The organism is Nostoc sp. FACHB-152 (genome assembly GCF_014697475.1).
In the GTDB taxonomy this organism is placed as follows: Bacteria; Cyanobacteriota; Cyanobacteriia; order Cyanobacteriales; family Nostocaceae; genus Nostoc_B.
This window is the reverse complement of record NZ_JACJRV010000010.1, coordinates 143,484-169,268: the sequence shown is the minus strand read 5'-3', so window position 1 is coordinate 169,268 and position 25,785 is coordinate 143,484. Positions and strand designations below refer to the sequence as shown.

At 41.1% G+C, this 25,785-nt stretch carries 24 protein-coding genes and 1 pseudogene; 10 read left to right on the top strand and 15 right to left on the bottom strand.

Annotated elements, in window-relative coordinates; genetic code table 11:
* Nucleotides 1-265: 265 nt before the first annotated feature.
* A complete protein-coding gene (locus H6G76_RS11650; RefSeq protein WP_190700027.1) occupies nt 266-703 on the bottom strand; it encodes a hypothetical protein in 438 nt (145 codons plus the stop codon).
* A 694-nt stretch (nt 704-1,397) separates the two neighbouring features.
* On the opposite strand from H6G76_RS11650, the gene H6G76_RS37650 reads away from it, so the two are divergent.
* The gene (locus tag H6G76_RS37650; protein WP_277883083.1) at nt 1,398-1,520 is read left to right on the top strand and encodes a hypothetical protein; all 123 of its coding nucleotides are present in this window, start codon (nt 1,398-1,400) and stop codon (nt 1,518-1,520) included.
* 82 nt (nt 1,521-1,602) lie between these two features.
* Here the strand turns inward: H6G76_RS37650 and phnM are convergent, their stop codons facing one another.
* The 11 genes and pseudogenes from phnM to phnG all read right to left on the bottom strand — a co-directional run bounded on the left by phnM (nt 1,603) and on the right by phnG (nt 10,417).
* Nucleotides 1,603-2,739 carry a phosphonate metabolism protein PhnM gene (phnM, locus tag H6G76_RS11645; protein WP_190700024.1) on the bottom strand — a complete coding sequence of 379 codons (1,137 nt, stop codon included), beginning with the start codon at nt 2,737-2,739 and terminating at the stop codon, nt 1,603-1,605.
* Between the two features lie 94 nt (nt 2,740-2,833).
* Nucleotides 2,834-3,559 (bottom strand): phosphonate C-P lyase system protein PhnL, encoded by a 726-nt coding sequence (gene phnL / locus H6G76_RS11640; RefSeq protein ID WP_190700021.1) that lies wholly within the window; start codon nt 3,557-3,559, stop codon nt 2,834-2,836.
* A 57-nt stretch (nt 3,560-3,616) separates the two neighbouring features.
* A complete protein-coding gene (gene phnK / locus H6G76_RS11635) occupies nt 3,617-4,390 on the bottom strand; it encodes a phosphonate C-P lyase system protein PhnK (RefSeq protein WP_190700019.1) in 774 nt (257 codons plus the stop codon).
* Between the two features lie 41 nt (nt 4,391-4,431).
* Nucleotides 4,432-5,271, bottom strand: coding sequence for an alpha-D-ribose 1-methylphosphonate 5-phosphate C-P-lyase PhnJ (locus H6G76_RS11630; protein ID WP_190700017.1), 840 nt, complete (start codon nt 5,269-5,271; stop codon nt 4,432-4,434).
* Nucleotides 5,268-5,873, bottom strand: coding sequence for a phosphonate degradation HD-domain oxygenase (locus tag H6G76_RS11625; RefSeq protein WP_190700014.1), 606 nt, complete (start codon nt 5,871-5,873; stop codon nt 5,268-5,270). Before H6G76_RS11625 ends, H6G76_RS11630 begins: the two co-directional genes overlap by 4 nt.
* A 36-nt stretch (nt 5,874-5,909) precedes the next feature.
* The gene (locus H6G76_RS11620) at nt 5,910-7,133 is read right to left on the bottom strand and encodes an alpha-D-ribose 1-methylphosphonate 5-triphosphate diphosphatase (protein WP_242056374.1); all 1,224 of its coding nucleotides are present in this window, start codon (nt 7,131-7,133) and stop codon (nt 5,910-5,912) included.
* Nucleotides 7,125-7,526 (bottom strand): annotated as a pseudogene (locus tag H6G76_RS36960) (fosfomycin resistance glutathione transferase); the annotation flags it as partial. The gene H6G76_RS11620 and the pseudogene H6G76_RS36960, both read right to left, overlap by 9 nt.
* Before the next feature lie 83 nt (nt 7,527-7,609).
* On the bottom strand, nt 7,610-8,803 hold the full coding sequence (locus tag H6G76_RS11615; RefSeq protein ID WP_190700066.1) for a carbon-phosphorus lyase complex subunit PhnI: 1,194 nt from the start codon (nt 8,801-8,803) through the stop codon (nt 7,610-7,612).
* An 8-nt stretch (nt 8,804-8,811) separates the two neighbouring features.
* The gene (locus H6G76_RS11610) at nt 8,812-9,336 is read right to left on the bottom strand and encodes a GNAT family N-acetyltransferase (RefSeq protein ID WP_313934768.1); all 525 of its coding nucleotides are present in this window, start codon (nt 9,334-9,336) and stop codon (nt 8,812-8,814) included.
* Complete coding sequence (phnH, locus tag H6G76_RS11605; RefSeq protein ID WP_190700009.1) at nt 9,333-9,917, bottom strand: phosphonate C-P lyase system protein PhnH; 585 nt, start codon at nt 9,915-9,917, stop codon at nt 9,333-9,335. Before phnH ends, H6G76_RS11610 begins: the two co-directional genes overlap by 4 nt.
* Nucleotides 9,918-9,958: 41 nt before the next feature.
* Nucleotides 9,959-10,417, bottom strand: a complete 459-nt coding sequence (gene phnG, locus H6G76_RS11600) for a phosphonate C-P lyase system protein PhnG (RefSeq protein WP_190700006.1) — start codon at nt 10,415-10,417, stop codon at nt 9,959-9,961.
* A gap of 113 nt (nt 10,418-10,530) precedes the next feature.
* Here phnG and phnF point away from each other — a divergent pair, with 113 nt between their 5' ends.
* On the top strand, nt 10,531-11,268 hold the full coding sequence (gene phnF / locus H6G76_RS11595; RefSeq protein ID WP_190700003.1) for a phosphonate metabolism transcriptional regulator PhnF: 738 nt from the start codon (nt 10,531-10,533) through the stop codon (nt 11,266-11,268).
* A gap of 85 nt (nt 11,269-11,353) precedes the next feature.
* The gene (locus H6G76_RS11590; protein ID WP_190700001.1) at nt 11,354-11,722 is read left to right on the top strand and encodes a four helix bundle protein; all 369 of its coding nucleotides are present in this window, start codon (nt 11,354-11,356) and stop codon (nt 11,720-11,722) included.
* 29 nt (nt 11,723-11,751) lie between these two features.
* Here the strand turns inward: H6G76_RS11590 and phnE are convergent, their stop codons facing one another.
* The 3 genes from phnE to phnC form a co-directional block, all read right to left on the bottom strand.
* Nucleotides 11,752-12,567 carry a phosphonate ABC transporter, permease protein PhnE gene (phnE, locus tag H6G76_RS11585; RefSeq protein WP_313934767.1) on the bottom strand — a complete coding sequence of 272 codons (816 nt, stop codon included), beginning with the start codon at nt 12,565-12,567 and terminating at the stop codon, nt 11,752-11,754.
* 65 nt (nt 12,568-12,632) lie between these two features.
* On the bottom strand, nt 12,633-13,640 hold the full coding sequence (phnD, locus tag H6G76_RS11580) for a phosphonate ABC transporter substrate-binding protein (protein ID WP_190699998.1): 1,008 nt from the start codon (nt 13,638-13,640) through the stop codon (nt 12,633-12,635).
* 83 nt (nt 13,641-13,723) lie between these two features.
* Nucleotides 13,724-14,521 (bottom strand): phosphonate ABC transporter ATP-binding protein, encoded by a 798-nt coding sequence (phnC, locus tag H6G76_RS11575; protein ID WP_190699995.1) that lies wholly within the window; start codon nt 14,519-14,521, stop codon nt 13,724-13,726.
* A 619-nt stretch (nt 14,522-15,140) separates the two neighbouring features.
* Between phnC and H6G76_RS11570 the strand changes: the two genes are divergently transcribed.
* The 7 genes from H6G76_RS11570 to H6G76_RS11540 all read left to right on the top strand — a co-directional run bounded on the left by H6G76_RS11570 (nt 15,141) and on the right by H6G76_RS11540 (nt 25,545).
* Nucleotides 15,141-16,781 carry an iron uptake porin gene (locus H6G76_RS11570; RefSeq protein ID WP_190699992.1) on the top strand — a complete coding sequence of 547 codons (1,641 nt, stop codon included), beginning with the start codon at nt 15,141-15,143 and terminating at the stop codon, nt 16,779-16,781.
* A gap of 256 nt (nt 16,782-17,037) precedes the next feature.
* The gene (locus H6G76_RS11565; protein ID WP_190699989.1) at nt 17,038-18,048 is read left to right on the top strand and encodes an iron ABC transporter substrate-binding protein; all 1,011 of its coding nucleotides are present in this window, start codon (nt 17,038-17,040) and stop codon (nt 18,046-18,048) included.
* 220 nt (nt 18,049-18,268) lie between these two features.
* A complete protein-coding gene (locus tag H6G76_RS11560; protein ID WP_190699986.1) occupies nt 18,269-19,903 on the top strand; it encodes an iron ABC transporter permease in 1,635 nt (544 codons plus the stop codon).
* 61 nt (nt 19,904-19,964) lie between these two features.
* Nucleotides 19,965-20,279: a hypothetical protein gene (locus H6G76_RS11555; protein ID WP_190699985.1), complete on the top strand. Its 315-nt coding sequence runs from the start codon at nt 19,965-19,967 to the stop codon at nt 20,277-20,279.
* A 281-nt stretch (nt 20,280-20,560) separates the two neighbouring features.
* The gene (locus H6G76_RS11550) at nt 20,561-21,679 is read left to right on the top strand and encodes an ABC transporter ATP-binding protein (RefSeq protein WP_190699982.1); all 1,119 of its coding nucleotides are present in this window, start codon (nt 20,561-20,563) and stop codon (nt 21,677-21,679) included.
* Nucleotides 21,676-22,416, top strand: coding sequence for a COG4280 domain-containing protein (locus H6G76_RS11545; RefSeq protein ID WP_190699979.1), 741 nt, complete (start codon nt 21,676-21,678; stop codon nt 22,414-22,416). Before H6G76_RS11550 ends, H6G76_RS11545 begins: the two co-directional genes overlap by 4 nt.
* Before the next feature lie 108 nt (nt 22,417-22,524).
* The gene (locus H6G76_RS11540; protein ID WP_190699976.1) at nt 22,525-25,545 is read left to right on the top strand and encodes a beta-propeller fold lactonase family protein; all 3,021 of its coding nucleotides are present in this window, start codon (nt 22,525-22,527) and stop codon (nt 25,543-25,545) included.
* Nucleotides 25,546-25,785: the final 240 nt, after the last annotated feature.

The window sequence follows — 25,785 nt, the reverse complement described above, 5'->3', positions numbered from 1 at the left end:
GAGAGGGGCATAAATCTTCCTAGTTTTGAACGAAAAAACAAGTTTTGAAAGCCTCTCTCCTTGCAGGGGAGAGGTTTGGAGAGGGGTTTTTAACATCCGTCGAACTCACGTTATATTAAATAACGCCGTGTGCAACTTTCTCTCAAACCTAACCCCCAACCCCTTCCCTACGAGGGAAGGGGAGTAAGATTCAAAGCCTCTCTTCGCTTCGGGGAGAGGTTTGGAGAGGGGTTGTAAAAATAAGTTGCACATCACGTTAAATAGATTATCCCAGCAAAGGAGTTTTACCGTTGCCATTAGTTGACCCATTTGCGATCGCAACTTGAGTAGGTTGATTAGCCAGAACTGCTACAACTGGAGTAACTTTGGAACTAGATTGTTTATTACGTTTGCGATTAGAACCGCCAGCTTTTGAATACTCTATACTATTTCTGCCGTAGACAGTTGCAACTCCACTTAGCATTCGTTCCGACATTTCAGAGAGGGCTTTGTCCATTTGGGTTAATGTTTTCCGCGATTCTTCCAGATTGGAAACAAGCGTATTATGAGCTTCTAAAATTGCACGGGTAGAGTTTAGTAAGTTGGTGTAGGCTTCAATAGTTAACCCGTGTCCCAAGTCTAGATTTTCATCAATCGATTTCAGCAAAGCAAGACGAAGTTGAGCTTTGTCAACAGCATTAGAACCACGAGTTCTTAAAGACATGAGATATCCTTAGGAGCCTTGTAAAAATAACTTGAACAATTTTTATATAGAAGCTGCGTCTAGTAAGCATTCAAAAATAAATTTGTACAACTTATTCTTACATGAATCCTTATTCAATAATCCTTTTTCAACATACTGGAGTAATCTTCTGTCTGAGATGAGTGCTTTTGTGGATTTATGTAACTAAAAATTACATGAAATAATTTGGATTTTGTCCGTATTATTACTCATTTTTATACCAATTTGTTACGGAAGCATAAGTATTATCAGCAAATGAGTTCGCAAAATCTATTTCGGAGTTCGCAGAAATAACAAATGAGTTCGCAAAATCTATTTCGGAGTTCGCAGAAATAACAAATGAGTTCGCAAAAGCTATTTCGGAGTTCGCAAAAATAACAAATGAGTTCGCAAAAGCTATTTCGGCGATCGCAAAAATAACAAATGAGTTCGCAAAAGCTATTTCGGCGATCGCAAAAGCTATAAATGCGACTACCGAAATAATAATTGCGATTAAGTCTAGATCATCTTAGATTAAGATCCCCCCTAACCCCCCTTAAAAAGCCAGGGCTGTTTCATTCCACAAGAGCAAGAAGTTTGTCAATATCATGAGAGATAAATCTTTGAGCAGTTGTGATGGAAGCATGACCATTTCGGCGCAGGATGTTGAGAGCTAGATGCACAAGCTTTTAATCGCTTGCTGTGGAATGGTATTAAAGGAGATGACATTGCCTATCCAGTTGAACGCAATGGTCTAGATTTGAGGCGAAATCGAGAACAACTGCTAAAAGCTCGTTTAGAAAGCAATCAACCTAGTTAAAAGAGCAATCAGGCGATCGCAATTTTTATTGTCTGATCGCCTTGCTCAAATATCTTACAACTCATATCTTTTCACTTTCAGATTATGCAACGCGATCGCCTCGGCAGATAGTTGCCTTCAAGCGGGGTACAATACCATCATTATGAACAATAATAAAATCGGCTCTTTTGCCTATTTCTAGGCTACCGCGATCGCTAAATAAATTAATAGCTTTAGCTGGGTTGCTAGTAAATAATTGCATTGCTTGGTAAATAGGTTTGCCTGTCTTTTCAGCAATCATAAAAATAGATTGCAGTAGGCTTTGCGGAACGTAATCAGAAGAAATCACATCCACTAAATCGTGTAAAACAAGTTCCATTGCAGAAACATTACCAGAGTGAGAACCTCCAAGCACTAAATTAGGCGCACCCATCAAAACTTGTAATCCTAAGTTATGTGCTGCTTTGGCGGCTTCTAAGGTTGTGGGGAACTCAGCTAAGACTACTCCATCTTGTAATGCTTCTTGGACGTGTTCTACTGTTGCATCATCATGACTGGCTAAGGAAATATTTTTGGTTTTGGTAAGTTCTACTAAAGCTTTGCGGTTTTTCTGTGCATAGATTTGTTGTTTTTGCTGACGAATTAAAATAAACTCGTCAATTTCGTCAACAGTCACACCATGTTTACCCATGTAATATTCTTTAAACTTGTCTAACCGGACAAATTGCCTTTGACCTGGAGTGTGATCCATCAGCGAAATCATCGATAACAATGGATGATCGGCATATTGGGCTGTAATCTCATAAACTTGTTCATACGCCAGTTCACAGCGTAGATGAATGCGATGTTCCACGCAAAAGCGTCCGGCTGCTTGTCCTTGAGAGATAACATCAATCATTGGCGCAAAGTTAGTTAAGCGCGGAGAACCAGCAGCTACATCGCCAATTGCGATCGCATCACATACTGTTGTTACTCCCGCGCTGGCTAAATCTCGGTCATGATAAACTGCTGCGGCTTCTAAAGGCCAGCGAATACCAGGACGCGGAGACATACAACGTTCAAGATTGTCGGTATGTAATTCAATCAATCCGGGTAAAAGATAATCTCCCTCACCATTTTGACCATGACTTACAACCCCTGGCTGAATATCAGCAATCAATCCATCTTGGACTACTAAAGTACCCAGCAGTTCTTGATCTGGCAATTGTAAACGGTAGTTAGTGTAAATCTGCTCATTCATAAATAAATTGTTGATTGTTGACTGGTGACTGGTGACGGTAAATACTTTGTTGGGCAAGTTTAGTAGTTAACAGTCAACGGTTAACCGTCAACAGTCAACGATTAAAAATTAATTCGCGGTTACAAAGTTGCGCTTTTACTTCTTCGTCATGAAAAATGCCAATCAAGGCACAGCCTTTAGCTTTTCGCTCTTGCAACAGTTCAATAACTACTTGGCGATTAGTTGCATCTAGGGCTGAAGTTGGTTCATCTAGTAGCAAAATTGGATAATCAACAACCAAAGCACGAGTAATATTTACCCGTTGTTTTTCGCCTCCAGAAAACGTAGTAGGAGAAAGATGCCATAGTCTTTCTGCAAGGTTGAGGCGATAAAATAAGTCTTTAACTTTGTTATAGGCAACATCTATATTTATCCCTAATTCCAACAGTGGTTCTGCGGCAACTTCTAACGCTGGTACTCTGGGAATTACTCTTAAAAATTGGCTAACATAGCCAATAGTTTTCTGTCTAACTGCTAAAATTTCGTGAGGCTCAAGTTGACACAAATCTAGCCAAGTTTCTTCATGCTTCACCCAAATAGAACCACTATCAGCGCGATAATTAGCATATAAACAGCGCATAAATGTAGATTTACCACTACCGGATGCACCAGAAAGGGCAACACATTCTCCAGCATTAATACTCAATGAAACTCCTTCTAGCACAGGTAGCCCAATACCTCCTTGCTGATGCAAAGTAAAGCCTTTTCGCAAATTCTCAACTTGCAAAAGTGCTTGGCTAGAAAAGTTTATTGGAGGATGATTAAGAGTTAATGATTGCATGGTTAAAAATAGGGGAAAGAGTTGACTGTTGACAGTTAACAGTTAACGGTCAACAATTTAAGGTATTAAAGCCGCACTGACTAGTAATTGAGTGTATGGATGTTGTGGATCGTCAAGCACTTGGTCAGTTAAACCTGATTCCACTACTTGTCCTTTTTGCATGACTAGTAATCTGTGTGCTAGTAGCCTAACTACACCGATATCGTGAGTAACTATAATCACGCTGAGGTGAAAGTTGCGGACAAGCGATCGCAATAAATCCAATAACCTAGCTTGCACTGAAACATCTAATCCACCTGTCGGTTCGTCCATCAAAATCAAGCGAGGACGCGTTACCAACACACGGGCAAGTTGTAATCTTTGTTGCATCCCGCCAGAGAATTGCACTGGCAAATCATCTATCCGTGCTGGGTCAATTTCTACTTGTCTTAGCCAATGGGAAGCTTCATCTCGAATATTACCGTAGTGCCGAACTCCTACATCTAGCAAGCGTTCGCCAATATTTGCGCCTGCACTCACCCGCATTCGCAAACCATCACGAGGATTTTGCTGCACAAATCCCCATTCAGTTCGCATTAACAACCGTCGTTTGGCTTCCGCAAGTTGAAAAATTTCTAAGTCTTCACCGCTACGACTATTATAAGTAATATTACCTTGGTCAACAGAAATATGATTAGCAATTGCACTCAGCAAAGTAGACTTACCCGAACCAGATTCACCCACAATACCCAAAACTTGCCCAGGATAGAGATTAAAGGAAATGCGATCGCAAGCCTGAATCGCACCGTAAGACTTACTCAATTGCTGAACTTGTAAAAGAGGTTTAGTCATTAGTAATTAGTCCATAGTCAACAGTCATCAGTCATCAGTCATCAGTCAACATTTCCTCTACAAAAATCCGTATCTGAACAAATCCACATTCGCCCACCTTGGTCGTCAATGACTACTTCATCTAAATAGCTTTCTGTGGAACCGCATAACTCACAGGCTTTATCCCATTTTTCTACCGTAAAGGGATGGTCTTCAAAGTCCAGGCTCTTAACTTTGGTGTAGGGCGGAATTGCATATATACGTTTCTCTCTCCCCGCACCAAATAATTGTAGTGCTGGACTCATATTCATTTTGGGATTGTCAAAGCGTGGGATGGGGCTAGGACTCATCAAATAACGGTTATGCACCATTACCGGATAGTCGTAGGACGTAGCAATGTGTCCATGTGTGGTGATGTCTTCGTAAAGTTTGACATACATAGCTCCATATTCTTCTAAGGCGTGCATTTTGCCTGTCTCTACAGATGAGGGTTCTAGCCAGCGCAAGGGTTCAGGAATAGGTACTTGATAAACTAAAATCTGTCCATCTTTGAGTGGCGTTTCGGGTATGCGATGGCGAGTCTGAATTAACGTTGCTTCTTGTGTGTGTTCTGTTGTTTGGACACCACAAACTTTTTTGAAGAAGCGACGGATATTGACGGCGTTTGTAGTATCATCTGCACCTTGGTCAATAACTTTTAATACATCATTTTGGCCAATCACAGCCGCCGTCACCTGAATCCCACCAGTACCCCAACCGTAAGACATAGGCATTTCTCTGGAAGAAAAGGGGATTTGATGTCCTGGAATTGCCACAGCTTTCAGTAAAGCGCGACGGATGGAACGCTTTGTTTGCTCATCTAGGTAGGCAAAGTTAAAACCTGTTTCTGAGTGGGGAGTCATTTGATTGTTGAGTGTTTACTGTTGACTGATGACTGATGACTGTTAACTGTTAACAGCTTATTTAAAGAGGCGGTCATAAATGGGATGAAGTAATTTAAATCGGGTGTTGATAGATTGCTTATTTTTGCTTTGTCGTCGAAAATCCTTAACTGCACTGCATCTTGGGCGTATGGTTGTTGAATGAATTGTTCGGCTTGTTCAGGAGAAAATATACCTCCTTGTAGTTCTAAACTACGTTTTGATGCAGCTGATAGACTATCCCAATATTCAGGAACAACTGAGCAGAGATAACGTTTAGCAACGACATGAAGCCTAATCGGTTCTGTGACGGCTGGACTGAACATCTTTTGTAGTAAAGGTATGGCACGATGTTCATGTTTATCGTCTATGTCTTGGCTGGCTGGATTATTGCCCAAGTCATGAGTTAAATGTCCTAAATCATGGAGTAGGCAAGCGGTAATTAATTCATGACTTTGACCACATTTTTCAGCGAGGCTAGCACATTGCAAGGCGTGTTCTAGCTGACTGACGGCTTCTGCACCATACAGTTGAGAACCTTTTTCTGTGAATAGGTTAATAATGCTTTCGATAGTAGGTTTCATTTTAGGGGACAGGTTACAGGTTATAGTCTGGAGAATTTATTGGGTTTGATATCTAGCAGCTTCTTTTCCTGCTACATAAACAGATGCGATTGCTGCAATCGCAGATGGTAAAGAATTATCAGGAGATATCAACAAGAAATCAGCATCTAAACCAGGGGCGATTTTACCTTTGCGATCGCTTATTCCTGCCGCTTCTGCTGGACGGCTAGAAACTAATGACCATGCTTCTTCAAAGGACATTAAACCCAATTCTTGCAGTTTGAAGGGTGCGTAAAACAAGGAAGGATAATGATAATCTGAGCAAAGGCAATCGAGGACGTTATTTTTTACCGCCTCAGCTACACTCATTAAACCTAAGTGAGAACCACCACGCACTAAGTTAGGTGCGCCCATAAGGACTGCTGCGCCATACTCACGAGACTTTGCTGCTAAATCTACAGTGGCGGGAAATTCTGCGATCGCTACTCGGCGTTGTTGACTGAGTAAGACTTTTTCAAGACTATCATCGTCGTGGGAAGCAAGAGGAATATTATGTATATGGGCTAAATCTACCAGTTCTTTTATTTGTGCATCGCCTTCATGTCGCCGTGCTGTAACTTGGTGGATTAATTCTTCAATCTCTTCTATAGACATAGATGATCTTTGCTTCACACTATTAACATAGCGGTTCAATCTCTTTTGATTTCCTGGTGGTGGTAGATGGTCGTTGATAGACAAAAGATGCACCTTACCAGATATCATCCAATCACACAACTCTTGATGTCCTGCTATATTTGCCTCTTCGTGGCGAATATGAATGCGATGGTCGCAATTTAAAACGCTTTTTCCTTGTCCTAAAATAAATTCAATTAAATCACGAGCCGAATCGCGGCTGCGTAAACCTGGTTCGTAAGAGTCAGTGATTGAGCAGTAAAAAGTGGTGATACCAGATGCTAAGAGGTTACGGTCATTATCAGCGATCGCTATTGGTAAAGGAAAATTAACTCCAGGGCGGGGGCAAATCATCCTTTCAAAAGCATCACCATGCAAGTCAATAATTCCTGGCAACATCTGGAGTCCTTGAGCATTTACCAAATGAAATCCATTAGGACTAACTGCCTGATCAATACTAGTAAATTGTCCATCTTCAATTAAAACTGTGGCATCTTTTAGCCAACCATCAGGAGTTAATACATCTACTCCTTGGATAGAAATTTTTGTATTAGTTTGATGGTTGACTGTTGACTGTTGACTGTTGACTGATTTAGTAAAAAATTTCATGCCTTTATAGGGAGCTTTTTGAGTAGCAGCAATTCTAGAAGATAAATCACCTACATGAAGTTCTAACTTGTGGTAATCGGGGTCGAGAATATATATGGAATCGCCTTCACTTGTATTTTCTTTCCACTGTTTGACACCTAAAACTTTGAGGCGATCGCTATATTCCTGAAACTTATCTTCAGGGATACTAAAAGCAATATGAGTGTATTCTTTTAAAGGATTTGTGTGGGTGTTAGGATCTAAAGATAGGCATAACCACAAGTTACCCGCTAGTAAATATGCACCTGTTTGCCATTGAGCGATCGCTTGACAACCTAAAATCTCCGTATAAAAGCTAAACGACTTCTCCAAGTCAGATACAGACAAAGTAATATGGTTAATTCCTGTAATCATTATTGAAAGAGGGTGTAAAGGTCAAAAAACTTACATTAATTATTTTGGAAAATAGTAAGATAAAACCTCTGCGTAACTTAGCGTTAACCTCCGCTTTCCTTTGCGTTAGAAAATACTAATGGCGTAACAGCTAAATCTGAAGATTTATTATTTTCTTGTTGCTGTCGAATTTTCCGCACTAAATTTAACTCGGATTGAAAGTCAATGTAATGTGGAAGTTTGAGATGTTGGACAAAACCTTGGGCTTCCACATTGTCGGAGTGAGAAAGTACAAATTCGGGATTTTGGGCTGGGCCTTGAATTGTTTCTCCTAATTCTTCGGCGCGCATTGCTCTATCTACCAACGCCATCGACATAGCTTTGCGTTCGTTGTATCCAAAAGTGAGTCCATAGCCACGAGTAAATTGTGCAGGTAATTCTTTATTACCTTTAAACTGATTAACCATTTGTACTTCGGTGACAGTAATATCTGCGATCGCTACTTCAAATCCCAATTCTTCTGGGCAAATTACTACCTCTACTTCTCCCATCCGAATTTCTCCAGCAAAAGGATGGTTTCTGCCGTAACCTCGTTGTGTAGAGTACGCCAGTGATAGCAAAAAACCTTCATCTGCACGCGCTAAATTTTGTAATCTCGCATCCCGTCCAGCCGGAAAGGTTAATGGTTGACGAGTTAAATCAAATGGCTGAGTAGAGTAATTAAAATCTTTCCCCTGCTCCTCTGCTCCCCTGCTCCTCTGCTCCCCTGCCCCTCCGCTCCCCTGCTCCTCTTCTGCTTGCATCAATCCTTCCCGATCTAGAGTGTCAATTACACGCGGAACCTGTTCTGTAATTGCTTCTGCTTCTGGTGCTGTAGGAACCTGCCTTTCTGCTACTAACTTAAAGTCTAGTAGGCGGTGGATGTAGTCAAAGGTAGGGCCTAACCTTTGCCCTCCTGGTACATCTTTGAAAATGGCGGAAATGCGGCGTTGAATCTGCATCTTAGCAGTATCTAAGGGTTGGCTGTAGTAAAAGCGAGGTAGCGTTGTACGATATGCACGTAACAAGAAAATTGCTTCGACTAAATCACCCCACGATTGTTTAATTGCTAAGGCTGCTAACTCTCGGTCATATAGACTTCCTTCACACATCACCCTTTCTACAGCTAGAGTCAGCTGTTGTTCAATCTGATCTAGTGTCAATTCAGGAATTGCAGGATCACCTCTGCGTCGGCTTTGCAAAAGTGCTTCTGCATTTTGAATCGCCTGTTCACCGCCTTTGACTGCAACGTATGGCATATATTTTGTTAACTGTTGACTGTTGACTGTTGACTGTGATGGCTTGGTTGAAGTAAGCATTTAAAACTCCAACCATGCTGCTCGAATCCTAGTGATTGATAGAATTGATGGGCGCGATCGCGTTTCAAATTAGAAGAAAGCATAATTTTATAACACCCAGCCTCAGCACTTAGTTGAATAGCAGCTTTCACCATTTGCCTACCAATTCCTTCTCCGCGCATTGAGGAAATGACTGTCACTGAATCTAGAACTGCAAATTTGTGATATCCCCGGTGCATCATTGTTGGCGCATAGAGGAGGCTGAAAGTACCTACAGGTTGCTGATTTAAGTAGGCAATATAGATTTGATAATTAGGAACTTGTGTGATTTGGGCAAATATTTTTTCTAGCTCATCTTTGGGTAAGGGTGGCTCACCATCCATGTCAGCATACAGCTTACTTAATATAGGTAAATCCTCACCTTTAGCAATGCAAATATCAAGAGTCATAAAACTAGGGGATAGGTGACAGGTGACAGGTAACAGTTCTTTCATTTTGAATTACTCGTGCGTGGTAGCCCCATTACTGCATTTTCTGTAAAAAAGAATACATCTATACCTTGTGGATAGGCTTGGTGATTCTGCATCCAGAATTTCCAAAAGTGAGGCGGAATCGTCGGATTAATTGCTTGTTGATTTAAAATTCCTGGCCCTGTCAACATTACAGGTTGACCCTTTTCAAAACTTTCTACCTGTACTAACAGCGTTGTTGAAGCTTCCGGTTTTTCTGCCGTCCCCCAGTTAAAAATAGATAATTCTGGCAACACCGCTAAATCTTGAATTAAGGCAAAGTTCGCTTCTTGGGGATACTGCGTAAAACGACAGCCAGTGTGGAACAACAACCAAGCCTTAACTTGATCGCCAAAACTTGGTTGTAACCATACCACAACATCCAAATCCAGCAGCGTCAAACAAGCAGCCCCACAAGCAGGCGTTAAACCCAGAGGTACACTCATTTCAGCAGTTATCTGATAAGGTGTCCCTGGCCTAGCATTAGCATCTAACAACGCCCGAAATGTCCTCTGGGCATCATGAATCAAATCTTGAAAACCAGGTAAATGAGTAACTTTAGTCATTTGTCGTTTGTCATTAGTCAACAGTCAACAGTCATCAGTTCTCACCCTTCCCCTCTAACCATTGTGAAGAAATTAACTTTAGTAGCTGCTGCTTCGCGTTGCTTCCTTTCTTGCTGCTTGTGGTATTCGATTTGCAAGGGTTGAATGACTTCAGCCTGAATCTGATCATGCCAGTTTGGGGTTTGCAGTAAGGCATCACAAACCGCCGCTAGTTCTGCATGACGAAGCGATCGCCCTGCAACATACCCAAATCCAGCGATTGCTTCTTCTGTTTGGCTTTCTAATTGCACGACACAGCGAGTCATGGTAATTTCTCCTAAGTTAAATGCCTCTCCTGTACCCCCAGCACGTCCCCGCACCATTGCTAGACCAATCTCTGGGCAGCGTAAAAAGCTATAGTTGGGCAAAGTACCTAATTTGCTTACTAGTTTTTCTAATAGCTCTAACTCGGATTTAGCTAATGTTGCCATCCATGCTTGTCGCTGCATCACAGTAGGCATAAGTGAGTTTGTGGTATTTTGTTTTAAACTATTCTTAACTTGTCTAGACATCTAGATGAAAATACAGTAACGCAATTCTGACAAGTTGACAATCTAATATTGATAATTGATATATGAATGAAATAATGCCTATTTATGCCCAGATTGCTGAGAAACTGCGACAAAACATTCATCAAGGAATTTATCAACTTGGGGAAAAATTACCAACGGAAACCAAGTTAGCAGAACAATTTGCAGTTAATCGCCATACTATTAGACAAGCGATCGCCCTCCTCAAAAATGAAGGATTGTTGCGCGTTGACCGAGGACGCGGGACTTTTGTAGCAGCTAAAACTATCCGCTATGCGATTGGTAAGCGAGTTCGTTACAACCAAACTTTGAAAGCACAGGGTTGGCAAACGAGGTATCAACTGCTACGTGTTTTAGAAGTACCTGCGGACAACGCTGTAGCTACGGGGCTAGAGATAGCTTATGGTGAGCCGGTAGCGTTAATTGAACGTTTAAGTTTTGCAGATGAAGAACCTATAAGTATGGCTACAGGGTATTTTCCTCTCAAGCGATTCCCTAATTTTTTAGACCCGAAAAATATCAAGATTTTGCAAGAACAACAATCAATATCTCAATTTTTACAGCAAGCATATGGATGCGATCATATACGTCGTAGTACCTGCGTTTCTGCTCGTTTAGTTCAGCCTCAAGATGCTAAATGGTTACAAATACCACTCAATCAACCCATTCTATTAGCGGAGTCTGTGAATGTTGATCAAACAGGTAATGTAATTGAATATGGTGTGACTAGACTAAGAGGCGATCGCATGGAGTTATTTTTTGAAAATGATTTAGTTGACTGATGACTGTTGACTGATGACTGGTGACATTAAACACTTCTTTGGGCTAGTTTAGCAGTTAACCGTCAACGGTCAACTATCAACAATTATGGAAACCTTTCAAAATTTGCGAGTTTACCAATTATCAGAAAATTTAGCGAATGAAATTTGGTTTATTGTACAGAAATGGGATTACTTTGCAAAAGATACAGTGGGAAAGCAAATTGTCAAGTCGGCAGATAGTATAGGCGCTAATATTGCCGAAGGAAACGGTCGTTATAATTTACAAGATAATCAAAGGTTTATAAAAATTGCTAGAGGTTCTTTAAATGAAACAAGGTATTGGTTAAGACTTGCTTGTAAGCGAAAACTTTTGACTCAAGAACAAATAGATATAATTAAACCAATTCTCGATGAATTGTCACCTAAATTAAACGCTTATCTTAACTCACTCAAAAACAAGTCCAATAATACTTAACAGTCAATAGTCATCAGTCAACAATTTTCCTAAACTAACCACTCTCTCACCTTTGCAGAAAGTAAATCAATAGCACCAGTAGCAACAACTAATAAAATTAAAATTGCACAGACTTTTTGGTATTCAAATGCACCAAAACTCTGATATAGTGAAACGCCAATCCCACCAGCACCAACAATTCCTAACACAGAAGCAGAACGTACATTTGACTCAAATCTGTAAAGTGTAAAAGAAGTCCATAAAGGCATGACTTGAGGAATTACACCATAAATAACTTCTTGAATTTGATTTGCACCAGTTGCTCTAATTCCTTCTACTGGGCCTGGTTCAATTGATTCTACTGCTTCGGAAAATAACTTACCCAGAGTACCAGCAGTATGAACAAATAAAGCCAAAACTCCTGCAAATGGCCCCAAGCCTACAGCAACTACAAATATTAGCGCAAAGACGATTTCGTTAATAGCACGCATAGCATCTAAAACGCGGCGTGTTGGTTGGACAACCCATATCGGACACATATTATTAGATGCTAGGATAGATAGAGGAACAGCTGCGATCGCTGCCATCAAAGTTCCCCAAATTCCCATTGAAATAGTAATTAATATTTCTGAGAAATAGTATTGCCAATCGCTAAAATCAGGTGGAAAGTATGCCTTGAGATACTCAGCCATATTATCGCCACGCTGAAATAGTAGCAAAAAATTTAGTTCGCTTTGTCTAGAAGAGAAAATTAAAATAGCAACAATCACTGCAAGAAACAGAATTCTACTTTTTGTTACAGATTTCGCTTCTTGTTCTAATATTTTTTCTAATTTGGAAGTGTTAATATAAGGATTGTTTTTCACTGATTGTTTACTTTTGATTTTTCTATTAGATAACTGTTGACAATTAACAGTCAACAGTTAACAGATTAATTTGTTTGCAGTTGTTTGAGTTCTTGATTAAGTTCTGCAATCTTCTGTTTTTTATCTGACTCACTTAAATTATCTTTCGCTTGTGTTTCTTGAATTGCTTTAGCAATCTCTAATTCCCTAATTGTGTTCCAATTTTTATCTTGGGCTGGAGCGAAACCAGAAACTTTAAAGGGTTTTAGAATTTTTTCATCTTTGTAATTATAAAAGAAATTTTGCAGTTTTTTCTTAATATCTTCTGGTAAATCTTTGCGATAGGTAATGGGGTCGCTGGGAATCTCTGATGATTTCCAAATAATTTCAAGTTTATTACGGGCTGCGGGATTAGTTAATTCTAATCTACCTAAAGCTTCACTATTATTTGTTGCTACATCTACTTGCTTATTGGCGACAGCAAGGGCAGTTGCTTCGTGATTTCCCGCAAAAATTAATCGTTTGAATGCTTTTTTGGGGTCAATATTATTTCTAATAAAAACGTAGTAGCTAGGTACTAAAAATCCAGAAGTAGAATTAGGGTCATTAAAAGCAAAGGTAAGTTTAGCAGCATTTTTAATTACATACTTATCACCACCTTCGGCTTTTGCCTCGGTAGCAATAGGATTGTCTTTGTTAACAATTAAATAAGAGTAATAGCCTTTAGTACCATCATCCCCAATAACTTGAGCAAAGGCTTCAGCATCAGCAATTTTTGCAGCTTCAACATAAGATTTACCACCTAACCAAGCTGCTTGGACTTTACCAAAGCGCATGGCTTCAATTAATGCTGCATACTGAGTAACATAAAAAGGTTTCACAGGGATACCAATTTCCTTAGACATCTCTGCTGCAAAGGGTTCCCAAAGAGGTTTTTGATTAGCCTGAGATTCTGTAGACAGAACACCAAAGTTAATTTCTTTGATATCTGCGGTGTTAGTATTAGCATTAGAACTGCAAGCAGATAAAGCTTTGGCAGTAGTCAAGGTGAGGATAAATAATAAAGTTTGTTGAATAAAGAAGCGTCTATTCATTAATAAATTTCCTCTATGGTGAAGATATTAAACTGCTTTGCTATGGTTGACTGTTGACGGTTAACTGTTAACAAGTTGAATGACTACACCATCAGTTCGCCATGTCCCCTTAGCACGAGTTCTTCAACGGCTGTACCGTAAAGTTCATTCAATTTAGTATCGTTGAGTTCACTGGTTTTACTATCGAAAATGACTTTTCCATCTTTGAGTGCGATCGCTCGATCAAAGTAATTACGCACCATCTGAATCTGATGTAAGGAAGCAACTACAGTGATTCCGCTTTGGCGATTTAGCTGCACAAGTAACTCCATGACTTTCCGCGCCGACTCAGGATCTAAAGATGCAATCGGTTCATCAGCCAGGATGATTTTTGCTCCTTGCACTAAACAACGAGCGATCGCTACTCGTTGCTGTTGTCCTCCAGAAAGCATAGATGCCCGTTTGTAAGCTTGTTCAATAATGCTTACTCTATCTAATGCCGCAAGAGCTTGAATTTTTTCTTCTTTGGTAAATAAATGTAATAGTGAGCGCAAAATAGGCAATCGTGCTAAGTTACCAACAAGAACATTTTCAATAACTGTTAACCGATTGACTAAATTAAATTGTTGAAAAATACAGCCTATCTGACTGCGTAAAGCTCTAATACTAGAATGTAATTTTCCCTGGCTTTGTAGAACAGTGCCAAAAATATAAACTGCTCCTGCATCTCCGATATGCAAGCCATTGATATGCCGCAAAAGAGTAGATTTGCCTGAGCCAGATGCACCTATAAGGGCAACCATTTCTCCCTCATTAATGGTGCAAGATACATTTTTTAATGCTGTTTTACCTTTGAAACTCTTAGAGAGATTACTGACTTCGATAGCTACTATACTTCCCATTTTTTGACATTTAGATGTCTCTGATTAACATAGATAATCTTGTTTGGTTATCAAAAAATTAAGAAATGGATAATTTATGATTAGATTGCTGAATTATCAGTCTAATGAATGAGCCAAATAAATATATACGTCAATATAATTAATGTTCTCTTCAATTCATAGGTTTTATGGACTTTTAGTTAACATATAGTTAACAAAAGATTAACTCATGGCAAAGCCGATAAATATTTTTGAGTTTTGGAACTACTCAATCAGCTTTATTGCTTTAAAAGGCTGAAAACAAGATGTTGATAACCAAATATTAGCTATTTCTTGATATTTGAGTTCTGAAAATACAGATAATATTTAACCTTTACCTATGTTTTTGGTTAAGTATAGGTAAAAACAACAATTGTTTTTATTTCCAGATAACCTCTAGTTTCTGGTAAGTAATTGTGCTTTGATATTGTTAAAGTCGATTTAAAAATCATTCTTAGAGAAGATTGACTTTCTGAATAACATTAAATTTCTACAATTGAATTTTGAAATTACAAATTAATTAGTAAATCAATCAATTGAAAAATTAATGTTAGGAAAAAATAACTTTTAACTAATCTCTAACAGGTGTGAGGATAAATCCGTGCAGAAGCTTTGGTTAAATGCTTTATCATTGAGTCCAGCAATTTTAGGCTTATTCATGGTTGCAGTACCAGCCATGAGTTCTGAAGTACCTGTAAATCAAGCACCCACAATAAATCAATCGTCTAGTTTTAGCAGTACTGAAATTATCGGACAGGTAACTTCAGTTTCACAGCTTTCGGATGTCCAACCTACAGACTGGGCTTTTGCTGCTCTGCAATCTCTGGTTGAAAGATATGGCTGTATAGCAGGCTATCCTAACCAGACTTATCGAGGTAATCGTGCTTTGACTCGCTATGAGTTTGCTGCTGGTTTGAATGCTTGTTTAGATCGGATAAATGAACTGATAGCCACTAGTACAGCCGATTTGGTGAATAAAGAAGACTTAGCAACACTGCAAAAGCTACAAGAAGAATATGCCTCTGAATTGCAAACTGTTCGAGGTCGAGTAGATGCTTTAGAAGCTCAGACTGCTGCTATAGAATCACAACAATTCTCCACAACTACCAAATTGCGAGGAGAAGCAGTTTTTGCATTGGCTAGTGTGTTTGGTTCTGATAGAGCCATCAACAGCGATGCCGAAAATAGTGGTGGTAGCAGAGCAGAACTTGATGAAAATGTAATTTTTGCCGATCGCGTCCGGTTAAACTTTGATAGTAGCTTCACTGGTAAAGACCGCCTTAGAGTTAGGTTACAAGCGAGAAATATCACCTCATTCAATACGGCTGTAACCGGAACTAACCAAACTCGTTTAGGTTTTGATGGCAATGAATCAAATAATGTCAGCGTTTCGGCTTTGTTTTATCGATTCCCTGTAGGCGACTCCACAATGGTGAGCGTCGCAACCGAAGGCTTGGAATATATTGATGAAGTACCTGGTCTTAGTCGCAACTTCGATTCTAGTGGTTCAGGTGCATTGTCTCGTTTTGGGCGATATAACCCAATTTATCGCGCCGCAGAAGGGCCTGGTGTCATTATTAATCACAAGTTTAATAATTTTCTGACTTTAACTGCTGGCTACGTTGTGCCATCTGGTGTTGGTAATGATCCCAGTGATGGTAACGGCATTTTTAATGGTAGTTACTCTGCATTAGGTCAAGTGACTGTTCAGCCGCTTTCACAATTAAGTTTGGCTTTTACTTATGTCAACGCTTATTACACCGGAGGTAGTGGAGTTTCAGGTAGCACTGGTACTGGTTTTGCTAATAACCCATTCAATGGTGCTAGAACTTCTGTAAATAACTATAGTGTCACTGCCAATTACAAACTTAGTTCTAAGTTTACCGTCACGGCTTGGGGCAACTACACCAATGCCCAAGCTGAGAATACAGCTGTTGCTAGAAGTAATGCGGACATTTGGCATTGGGCTGTTCAGCTAGGCTTTCCTGATTTGGGTAGGGAAGGAAATTTTGGCGGTATTGTGTTTGGTGTACCGCCTTACGTTGCTGACAATCAATTCGTAGCTGGTAATAATCGCCGTCAAGATGATGATATTTCCTATCATTTAGAAGCTTTTTATAGATATAAGCTGAATGACAACATTGCTGTTACCCCAGGGTTAATTACTATTTTTAATCCTGAAGGTAACAGCAGCAACCCTAATATCTATGTGGGTGTAGTGCGTACTACTTTTAGTTTCTAGGCAAAACTGATGACTGATGACTGATGACTGATGACTGATGACTGTTGACTGTTACTAAAGACTCTTAACCTGGGGATGTTCTAAATTTAATTTAGAAACTACCTTGGCGTAACCTGTCCTTATCAAAATCAACCGTTAATCCTCTACAGATTTAAATTACACATTTCTATGAAGTTGAAGTTTGTTAACTGTTAACGGTCAACAGTCATCAGTCAACAGTCAACAGTCAACAATATTTAGAATTCGAGGTTAATTAATGGTTTCACATCAAGCGCGGCAAATCTTTACTGCAATTACGGCTGTATTTTTGGGTTGGGGAGTGGGAATTGCAGTAGCAGCTACCCCAAAAACACTGACAGTTTATTCAGGCAGGGACGAAGAAATTATGCGTCCCTTGATTGAGAAGGCGAAGAAAGATTTGGGGCTAAATATTGAGGTACGCTATGGTGATTCTACAGAATTAGCGATCGCTCTCATTGAAGAAGGCAAAAATAGCCGTGCTGATGTTTTTTACGCTCAAGATGCCGGTTCTTTAGGTGCTGTAGCTAGAGAAGGACAGACTGTAACTCTCCCTAACCAATTGCTCAACAAAGTTGATCCCCGCTTTCGTTCTACTTCTGGGCAATGGGTGGGCATTTCCGGCAGAGCGCGGGTGATTGACTATAATACCAAACTGGTCAAAGCTAACGAACTGCCCAAAAGTGTAATGCAACTGAGCGATGCTAAATGGCGCGGTAAAGTTGGCTGGGCGCCGACAAACGGCTCTTTTCTTTCTTTCGTAACAGCAATGCGACTGATGCAGGGTGATCAAAAAACCCTAGACTGGTTAAAAGCCATGAAAGCCAACGGTGCGAAAGCCTACCCTAAAAATAGCGCGATCGTGGAAGCTCTGGGACGAGGCGAAATTGCTCTGGGATTAGTAAATAACTATTATCTGTATCGCTTTACCAAAAAGAATCCTAATTTTCCTGTGGCTATTCACCATACAAAAGGCGATGCCGGATCTTTGATTAATGTCGCTGGGTTAGCAGTCCTCAAGACCACCGACCAACAGAGTGATGCTGAAAAGTTTATTGCTTATATGCTCAAACCAGAAACCCAAAAGTTCATCACCGAAAATTTTTACGAATATCCCTTAGTCACAGGTATCCCTGTAGCCCAAAAGCAATTACCTATTAAGCAATTACAACCTCCCAAACTCGATTTAAGTAAATTATCAGACCTTAAAGGAACAATGTCGTTAATTCAACAAGCAGGGTTGATTTAGGGGGGTTGACGGTTGACTGTTGACTGAAACTAGGGTTTAGGGTGCAGGGTGTGGGGTGTAGTGAATAGAGAGAAAAATGTATTTTTGTACACTCTGCCCCGCAGCCAACTGGAAACCTCCGTCACAATCAAAGATTTGGCGATCTTTAATTAGTGGTGGAAGCCCCCAATAATTTCCCCTACACCCTACACCCTACCCCCCACACCCTTCTTTTTGACCAATGACTAAATCCCATCCACCTTTATTTTTAGTAGCTACAGCTGGGTTTATTGCTGTGGCAATTACCTTGCCGTTGACTTATTTAGTCATGCGGATGTCTGCTGTGGGTGGGGAGCAGTTATTGAATTTGGTATTGCGTCCGCGCGTAGTGGAAATTTTGTTTAATAGTGTGGGGGTAGCTGTTGCTAGTACTATACTGGCAACAGCGATCGCCGTACCTCTAGCATTCCTCACACTGCGAACAGATTTACCTTGGCGAGAATTTTGGCTCATTATTACGACACTACCCTTAGCTATACCAGATTATGTAGGTAGTTTTGCGTTAATTGCGGCTTTCGGCCCTAAAGGTAGCTGGTTACAACTGTGGCTAGAACCTCTGGGAGTGGAAGCTTTACCAGAAATCTATGGCTGGACAGGGGCAATTTTAGGATTAACTCTGTTTTCCTATCCCTACTTATTGCTGAGTGTCCATGCTGGCTTGCAAGGTATCGATCCCGCAATGGAAGAAGCAGCGAGAAGTTTGGGCTGGAATCAACGGGAAACTTTTTGGCGGATGACTTTACCCGCACTACGTCCAGCCATCGTCGCCGGAGGATTATTAGTAGCCCTGAATGCCTTGCAGGATTTTGGGACAACTTCTGTGATGAGGTTTGATACCTTTACACGGGCAATTTTTTTGCAGTACCGCTATACATTTGACCGCCATCAAGCGGCGACACTGGCTTTAATGCTGGTGGGTTTAGTATTGCTGTTGCTGTGGCTGGAATATAAAACGCGATCGCGGGCTACATATTATAGTCGTAGTCATAAATCTTACGCTCCACCAGTTTTAATCAAGCTGGGAGTTTGGAAAATTCCAGCAATTTTGTTTTGCTTAGTTATCACTAGCTTCGGTTTATTGTTACCTCTCGCTGTCACCTTGTTCTGGTTAGTACAAGGTTTAACTAGCCCAGAAGCAGAGCAAATTTTTGCTTGGCAACAACTCACACAACTAGCCTGGAACTCCATCATAGCTGCTGGATTAGCTGCGATCGCTGCTACTTGCTGCGCTATTCCCGTCGCTATCTTGGCGGTGCGCTTTCCTAGCCGCATCACTACAGCTATTGAACGCTGTAGTTACATTGGTTTTGGCTTACCTGGAATTGTAGTTGCCTTTTCACTAGTATTTTGGGGAGCAAATTATCTGCCTTGGCTATATCAAACCTTACCGATGCTCGTGTTTGCTTACTTGGTGTTATTTCTTTCCCAATCTGTGGGAACCGTGCGGAGTTCACTACTGCAAGTTAATCCTCAATTAGAAGAATCAGCCCGTAGTTTAGGCAGAAAATCAGGGCAAACTTTCCGAGAAATTACCTTACCACTAGTCACACCAGGAATTTTAGGAGGTGCAGCATTAGTATTTCTTAAAGCAATTAAAGAGTTACCTGTAACTTTGCTGTTAGCTCCCATTGGCTTTGATACCTTAGCCACTCAAATTTGGAAAGCAACAGAAAATGTCTCTTACACTCAAGCATCGGTGGCTGCATTAATCATATTATTCATTTCTATGAGTTCCACGTTCTTGGTGTTATCTCAAAATCGCTATCAACAACTTATCCCAGAAGTGCGCCGGAGTTTGCAAAGGGAGGTGGATTGAGGAAAGTAAGAGTAGAGGAGCAGAAAGCAGGAGAGCAGAGGAGCAAAGAAGACAACCAGAGATGAAAATTTTAGCTTTAGAATTTCAACTGTCAGCATCAGAACTTCAAGTTTCAGCCTTACAACCTGAAGTTTCTCGTTTTGAAGCTGAACATTCTCACTTGGAACTCGAAAGTTCTCACTTAGAACCCGAAGTTTTTCGTTTTGAACCTGAGTATTCTTGTTCTGAACTCGAAAGTTCTCACTTAGAACCTGAAATTTCTCGTTTTGAAGCTGAACATTCTTGTTCTGAACTCAAAAGTTCTCACTTAGAACCTGAAGTTTCTCGTTTTGAAGCTGAACATTCTCACTTGAAACTCGAAGTTTCTCACTTATAACCCAATACAGTTCAGTTAAGGTTTTTATCCCCTTGAGCCTGCCCTTAAAAAGGGGGGAATCATACTCTTGAAGTCTCCCTTTTTAAGGGGGATTTAGGGGGATCTTCAATGTTTGAATTTCACTAACTGAACCGTATTGACTCATAACCTAAAATTTTTAGTTCTAAACCACAACAGTTTCATGAAAACCAACATCTTCCTATCTCGCTTTGCCTCCCATATTCCTAAACCCTTAAACCCCTAAACCCCCACACCCTTTTTTCAACCAAAAGGAAGATTCAATGACATCAGCAATATTAAAGTTGGAGAATGTCACCCTCAAGTTTGCTCAAATGACTGCGCCTGCGGTAGATAAAATGAGTTTGGCGTTAGCACCAGGGGATGTGTTGGGGTTATTGGGGCCTTCTGGATGCGGGAAAACTACACTCCTACGAATTATTGCTGGGTTTGAGTCGCCACAAGTGGGAACTGTAGAAATTGCTGGACAATTAGTTGCTGGTAATAGTCATTGGCTACCACCAGAACAACGCCATGTAGGAATGCTGTTTCAAGATTATGCTTTATTTCCGCATTTAACGGTGGCTGAGAATATTGGCTTTGGTTTGCGAAGGGCGAAAAAAAGCGAACGTAGTCAACGAGTTGCAGAGTTACTAACACTAGTCAGACTCCCAGGTTTAGAAAACCGCTACCCGCATGAATTATCTGGCGGACAACAACAACGCGTAGCCCTCGCCCGTGCTTTAGCTCCCCAGCCAAAGCTTCTATTATTAGATGAACCCTTGAGCAATCTAGATTTACAAGTACGGCTGAAATTGCGCGAGGAAGTTTTAGCCATTCTCAAACATCAAAGTATATCAGCTATTTTTGTTACCCATGACCAACAAGAAGCTTTAGCGATCGCTGACCAAGTGGCGGTAATGCAACATGGTAAATTAGAGCAATTAGGCACACCAGAAGAAATTTACACTCAACCAGCTTCCCGCTTCGTCGCCGAGTTTGTCACCCAAGCCAACTTTTTGCCAGCACATTTGCAAAGAAATTGCTGGTTAACAGAGATTGGCTGTTTTGCCTTAAAAAATCAGATTTCTCATGATCAAGGAGATTTAATGATCCGCGAAGAGGATATCATTTTGCATCCAGCTAGCGATGGTGAAATGAAAATTCAGGCACGTTTCTTTTTAGGACATGAATACCGATATAGCTTGTATACCCCCTCCGGCAAAAAGTTGTATGCCAGAACACCAGCCAGCATCGCTTTACCAGTTGGTACACAAGTAAATCTCTCAATTGCAGAAACAGCAAACTTAAAGTTATTCAACAGTCAGTCAACAGTCATCAGTCAACAGTCATCAGTCATCGGTCAACAGTCATCAGTCAACAGTCAACAAAAAACATTATGAATTGGGAAATTGTTTTAGCTAGTTTTGCAAGCTCTTTAATTGAATTAGTCGAAATTCTGGGTATAGTCATTGTTGTCGGCAGATTAGCAGGTTGGCGTAATGCCTTGGTAGGCTCAGGCGGTGGTATTGCCTTAACATTACTGCTATCTCTGGTATTGGGCAAAAGTTTGACGCTGATTCCTGTAGATATTCTCAGAATTGTGGCGGGAGTTTTATTATTACTGTTTGGTCAAAAGTGGACGCGTTCTATAGTTAGATATTATGCTGGTCTTCCCAAAAAGCGTAAAGGTGGCGGGGAAGATAGTTTAGAAGAACAACTAGCCAAAGATGAAAATCAATCTGGCTGGAATTGGTTTGCTGTTGTCACCACCTTTAAAGGTGCGTTGTTAGATAGTGTAGAAGTAGCGATCGCAGTTGTAACTTTAGGTGCTGCCGAAAGTCAATGGCTAGAAGCAATTAGTGGTGCTGGTTTGGCGACATTTGGTTTATTGGTGTTAGCCTTTTTATTTAGAACACCACTCCAACAAGTACCAGTTAAACCCATGAAATTTGTCGCTGCAATGCTGCTGATGGGATTTGGTACTTATTGGTTGGGTGCAGGATTGAATGTGGAATGGCCTGGTGGTCATTGGGCAATTATTGGATTGCCTTTAGCTTGGGGTGTAGGTATGGCAAGTGCTTCGGCAATTTGGCGGTGGCGAGTTAGCTTACAAAAACCCGAAGAAGCGATCGGTTAGGTAATGTCAAGAGCAAACACTCTTTAAGTAACCTCCTCTTACTGTGTTCTTAACCAGAAAATAGAAGTATTGGCTGCGTAGGCAAAAAATTTAATCTGAGAACAGCTAATGTTCAATTTCAAGCGTAAGCGATATCTTCTACTCAGCCTACTGGTAGCAGTGGCGATCGCAGCAAGTAGTGTCCAAATAGTCACAGCCCAGCTTGCTAATAGCCGTGTTGGTGAACTACCCGAAGGTGGAGCATTGCTTCCCACAGGACAAATAATTACACCTGCTGCTGCTCCAGGCTCAACTTTTGCACGTCTAGCTACTGGTTTGCGTGCCGATAATAACGCTGATGCAGCAGAAGCAGTCACTACAGCCCTCAGCCCCGATGGTCAAACTCTATTGGTGCTAACCAGTGGCTACAACCAAAACTTTAGAGATCAAAATACTGGTGCGGATCTCACCTATCCGGTGTTAGACCCAGCAACAGGTCAACCCACTAGTACAACCACCCGCAAAGCGGAATGGGTATTTGTCTTCGATGTCAGCAGTGGGAAATTAGTTAAGCGGCAACAAATTAATATCCCCAATACCTACAATGGTTTGGCGTGGGCAAAAGATGGCTCACGCTTTTATGTATCCGGTGGTATTGACGATCGCGTTTATGTTTACACTGCTAACGGTAGTCAATTTGTCCCAGATGCACCATTTATTCTTTTAGGGCATAACCCTAACCAAACCGCCCCCTTTCCAACTTACAACGGTGGTTTGTTAAAGGATACACCTGCTAATGCCGCAGCCACAGGTGCAGTTGTTGCAGGTCTAGCAGTTAGTCAAGATGGCAATACTCTAGTAGCAGCTAACTTTGAGAATGACTCTATCTCACTAGTTAATACTGCTAATCGTCAGGTAACTCAAGAAATTAAGTTCGTTAAACCAGGCGATAAAATAGCAACTGGGGAATTCCCCTTTGATGTCGCCATTAAGAATACAAATAGTGCAGCCGGTAAAGTTTTTGTCAGCAGTCAGCGCGATGACGAAGTAGTAGCTGTTGACATTGCCTCTGGTACAATTACCCGCATCCCTGTAGGTAGCCAACCCAACAACATCCAACTGTCGGCTGACCAAAAGAAACTATATGTAGCCAACGGTAACAGTGACACAATTTCCGTCATCGATACCAATAGCAATAGCGTTGTTCAGACTATATCCCTGTCTCGACCCAAAGATAAATACAAAGGGGCAAATCCCAACTCCATAGCCCTCAGTCCAGATGGTCGTACACTTTACACTACTTTAGGTGGTGAGAATGCTGTTGCTGTGGTGGATTTACGCTCCGGTCAGGTAGCTGGACGCATCCCTACTGGCTGGTATCCTAATTCTGTTAGTGTCAGCCAAGATGGTAAAAAACTCTTTGTGGTCAACGCCAAGAGTAATTCCGGCCCCAACCCTTCTCAAAGCCGCACCACGCCCGCAGGTGAAGCCCGCAACACTACCTTTAGAAACGAATATAACTGGGCTTTAGAAAAAGCTGGCATTGCAGTTATTCCAGTTCCTAATGGTAGCACTTTAGCTTCACTTACCCGCCAAGTAGACAGAAACAACGGTTTTGATAATCGCCGTCCCGACCGGACAATGAGATTTTTGCAAGGGAAGATTAAGCACGTTATTTATGTGCTGAAAGAAAACCGCACCTATGACCAAGTGCTAGGTGATTTACCTATTGGTAACGGCGACCCTGCTTTAACTTTATTGCCAGAACCCATTTCCCCCAATCATCACAAGCTAGCTCTAGATTTTGTCACCTTTGATAACTTCTACGATTCTGGTGAGTCTAGTGGTGTAGGTTGGAACTGGTCTACTTACGGAAGAACTACTGATTACACCGAAAAAACGCAGTCCGTACTCTATGGTAATGCTGGGTTTAACGGTTTGACCTACGATTACGAAGGGACTAACCGCAATATCAATATTGCGTTACCACAGACTAACTCTAACCCTTCCCAATTTAATGCACGGGTGACAGGAGTTTTAGATCCTTCCGGTCAGTCGTCAATTTTGCCAGGAACTAAGGATGTCAATGCACCCATTGGAGACGGTGAATTATCAGCAAATGCTGTTGGTGGTTATCTTTGGGATGCGGCTTTGCGTGCTGGTAAGACTGTACGCAATTATGGTTTCTACACTGACGGTAACTACAGCACTAGTCAAGCAGATGCTACAAAACCCGATCCTACCAATCCACTTTATATTCCCATCTCCCCAACACCTGCTGCTGACAACATTCAGCAAGCTGTAGCCGCCAAAAATGTATTGTTGGATAAAACCGACAACTATTTCCGGGGTTACGACATGAAAAACTCGGATGTTTATCTCTACAACGAGTTTGTGCGTGATATTGATAAATATCTGGCTAATAATACACTGCCTAACCTGACAATGGTACGTTTGCCTCACGACCACTTTGGCGACTTTAACAATGCTGTAGCTGGGTTAAATACTGTACCATTGCAAATGGCTGATAACGATTATGCTGTCGGCTTGTTGGTAGAGAAAATTTCCAAGTCTCCTGTATGGAAAGAGACGGCGATCGTTATTCTAGAAGATGATTGTCAAAATGGCCCTGACCACGTAGATAGTCATCGCTCAGTCGCTTACATCATTTCACCTTACACCAAGCGCAAGGCACTGGTCAGCACTAACTACAATACTGTTAGCATAGTGCGGACAATGGAAGATTTATTGGGAATTGGCTATTTAGGTATGAATGATGCCAATGCCAAGCCAATGTCCGATGCTTTTACTAGAGAGCCTAACTTTACACCCTACACCGCAGTTGTACCTGGTAACTTGTGTACTGCACCTGTAGATCCTAACCTTGTCCCAGCTTGCAAAGATCCTAATGTCCAAAAGACGGCTGCTTTACCATCCTTGCATAACAAAGAATGGTGGGCGCAAGCAACTAAAGACTTTTACTTTGAAGTTGAAGACAAGTTAGATCCTGAGAAATTTAACCGTGTGCTTTGGTCTGGGATTAAAGGCGAAAATATACCTTATCCCACAGAACGTAGCCATGCTGATCTCCGCCAAAATCGCGCACAATTACTAGCAAAATCAGAGTCAATATCAACACAACCCCACTAACCAAATACGGTTAAGTTAACGTGAGTTCGACGGAGCTAAAAAACCCCTCTCCAAACCTCTCCCCCACAGGGGGAGAGGCTTTGAAACCCTTATCTTTCGTTGAAATATCACAATGTTTTAGCCCCTCTTCGCGTCGGAGAGGGGTTGGGGAGAGGTTCATCGAACTCACGTTAAGTTAAAGATAGTTGTTACAGAAGCCTGGTTTCTCGAAGAAACCAGGCTTCTAAATTGAACTTAAAA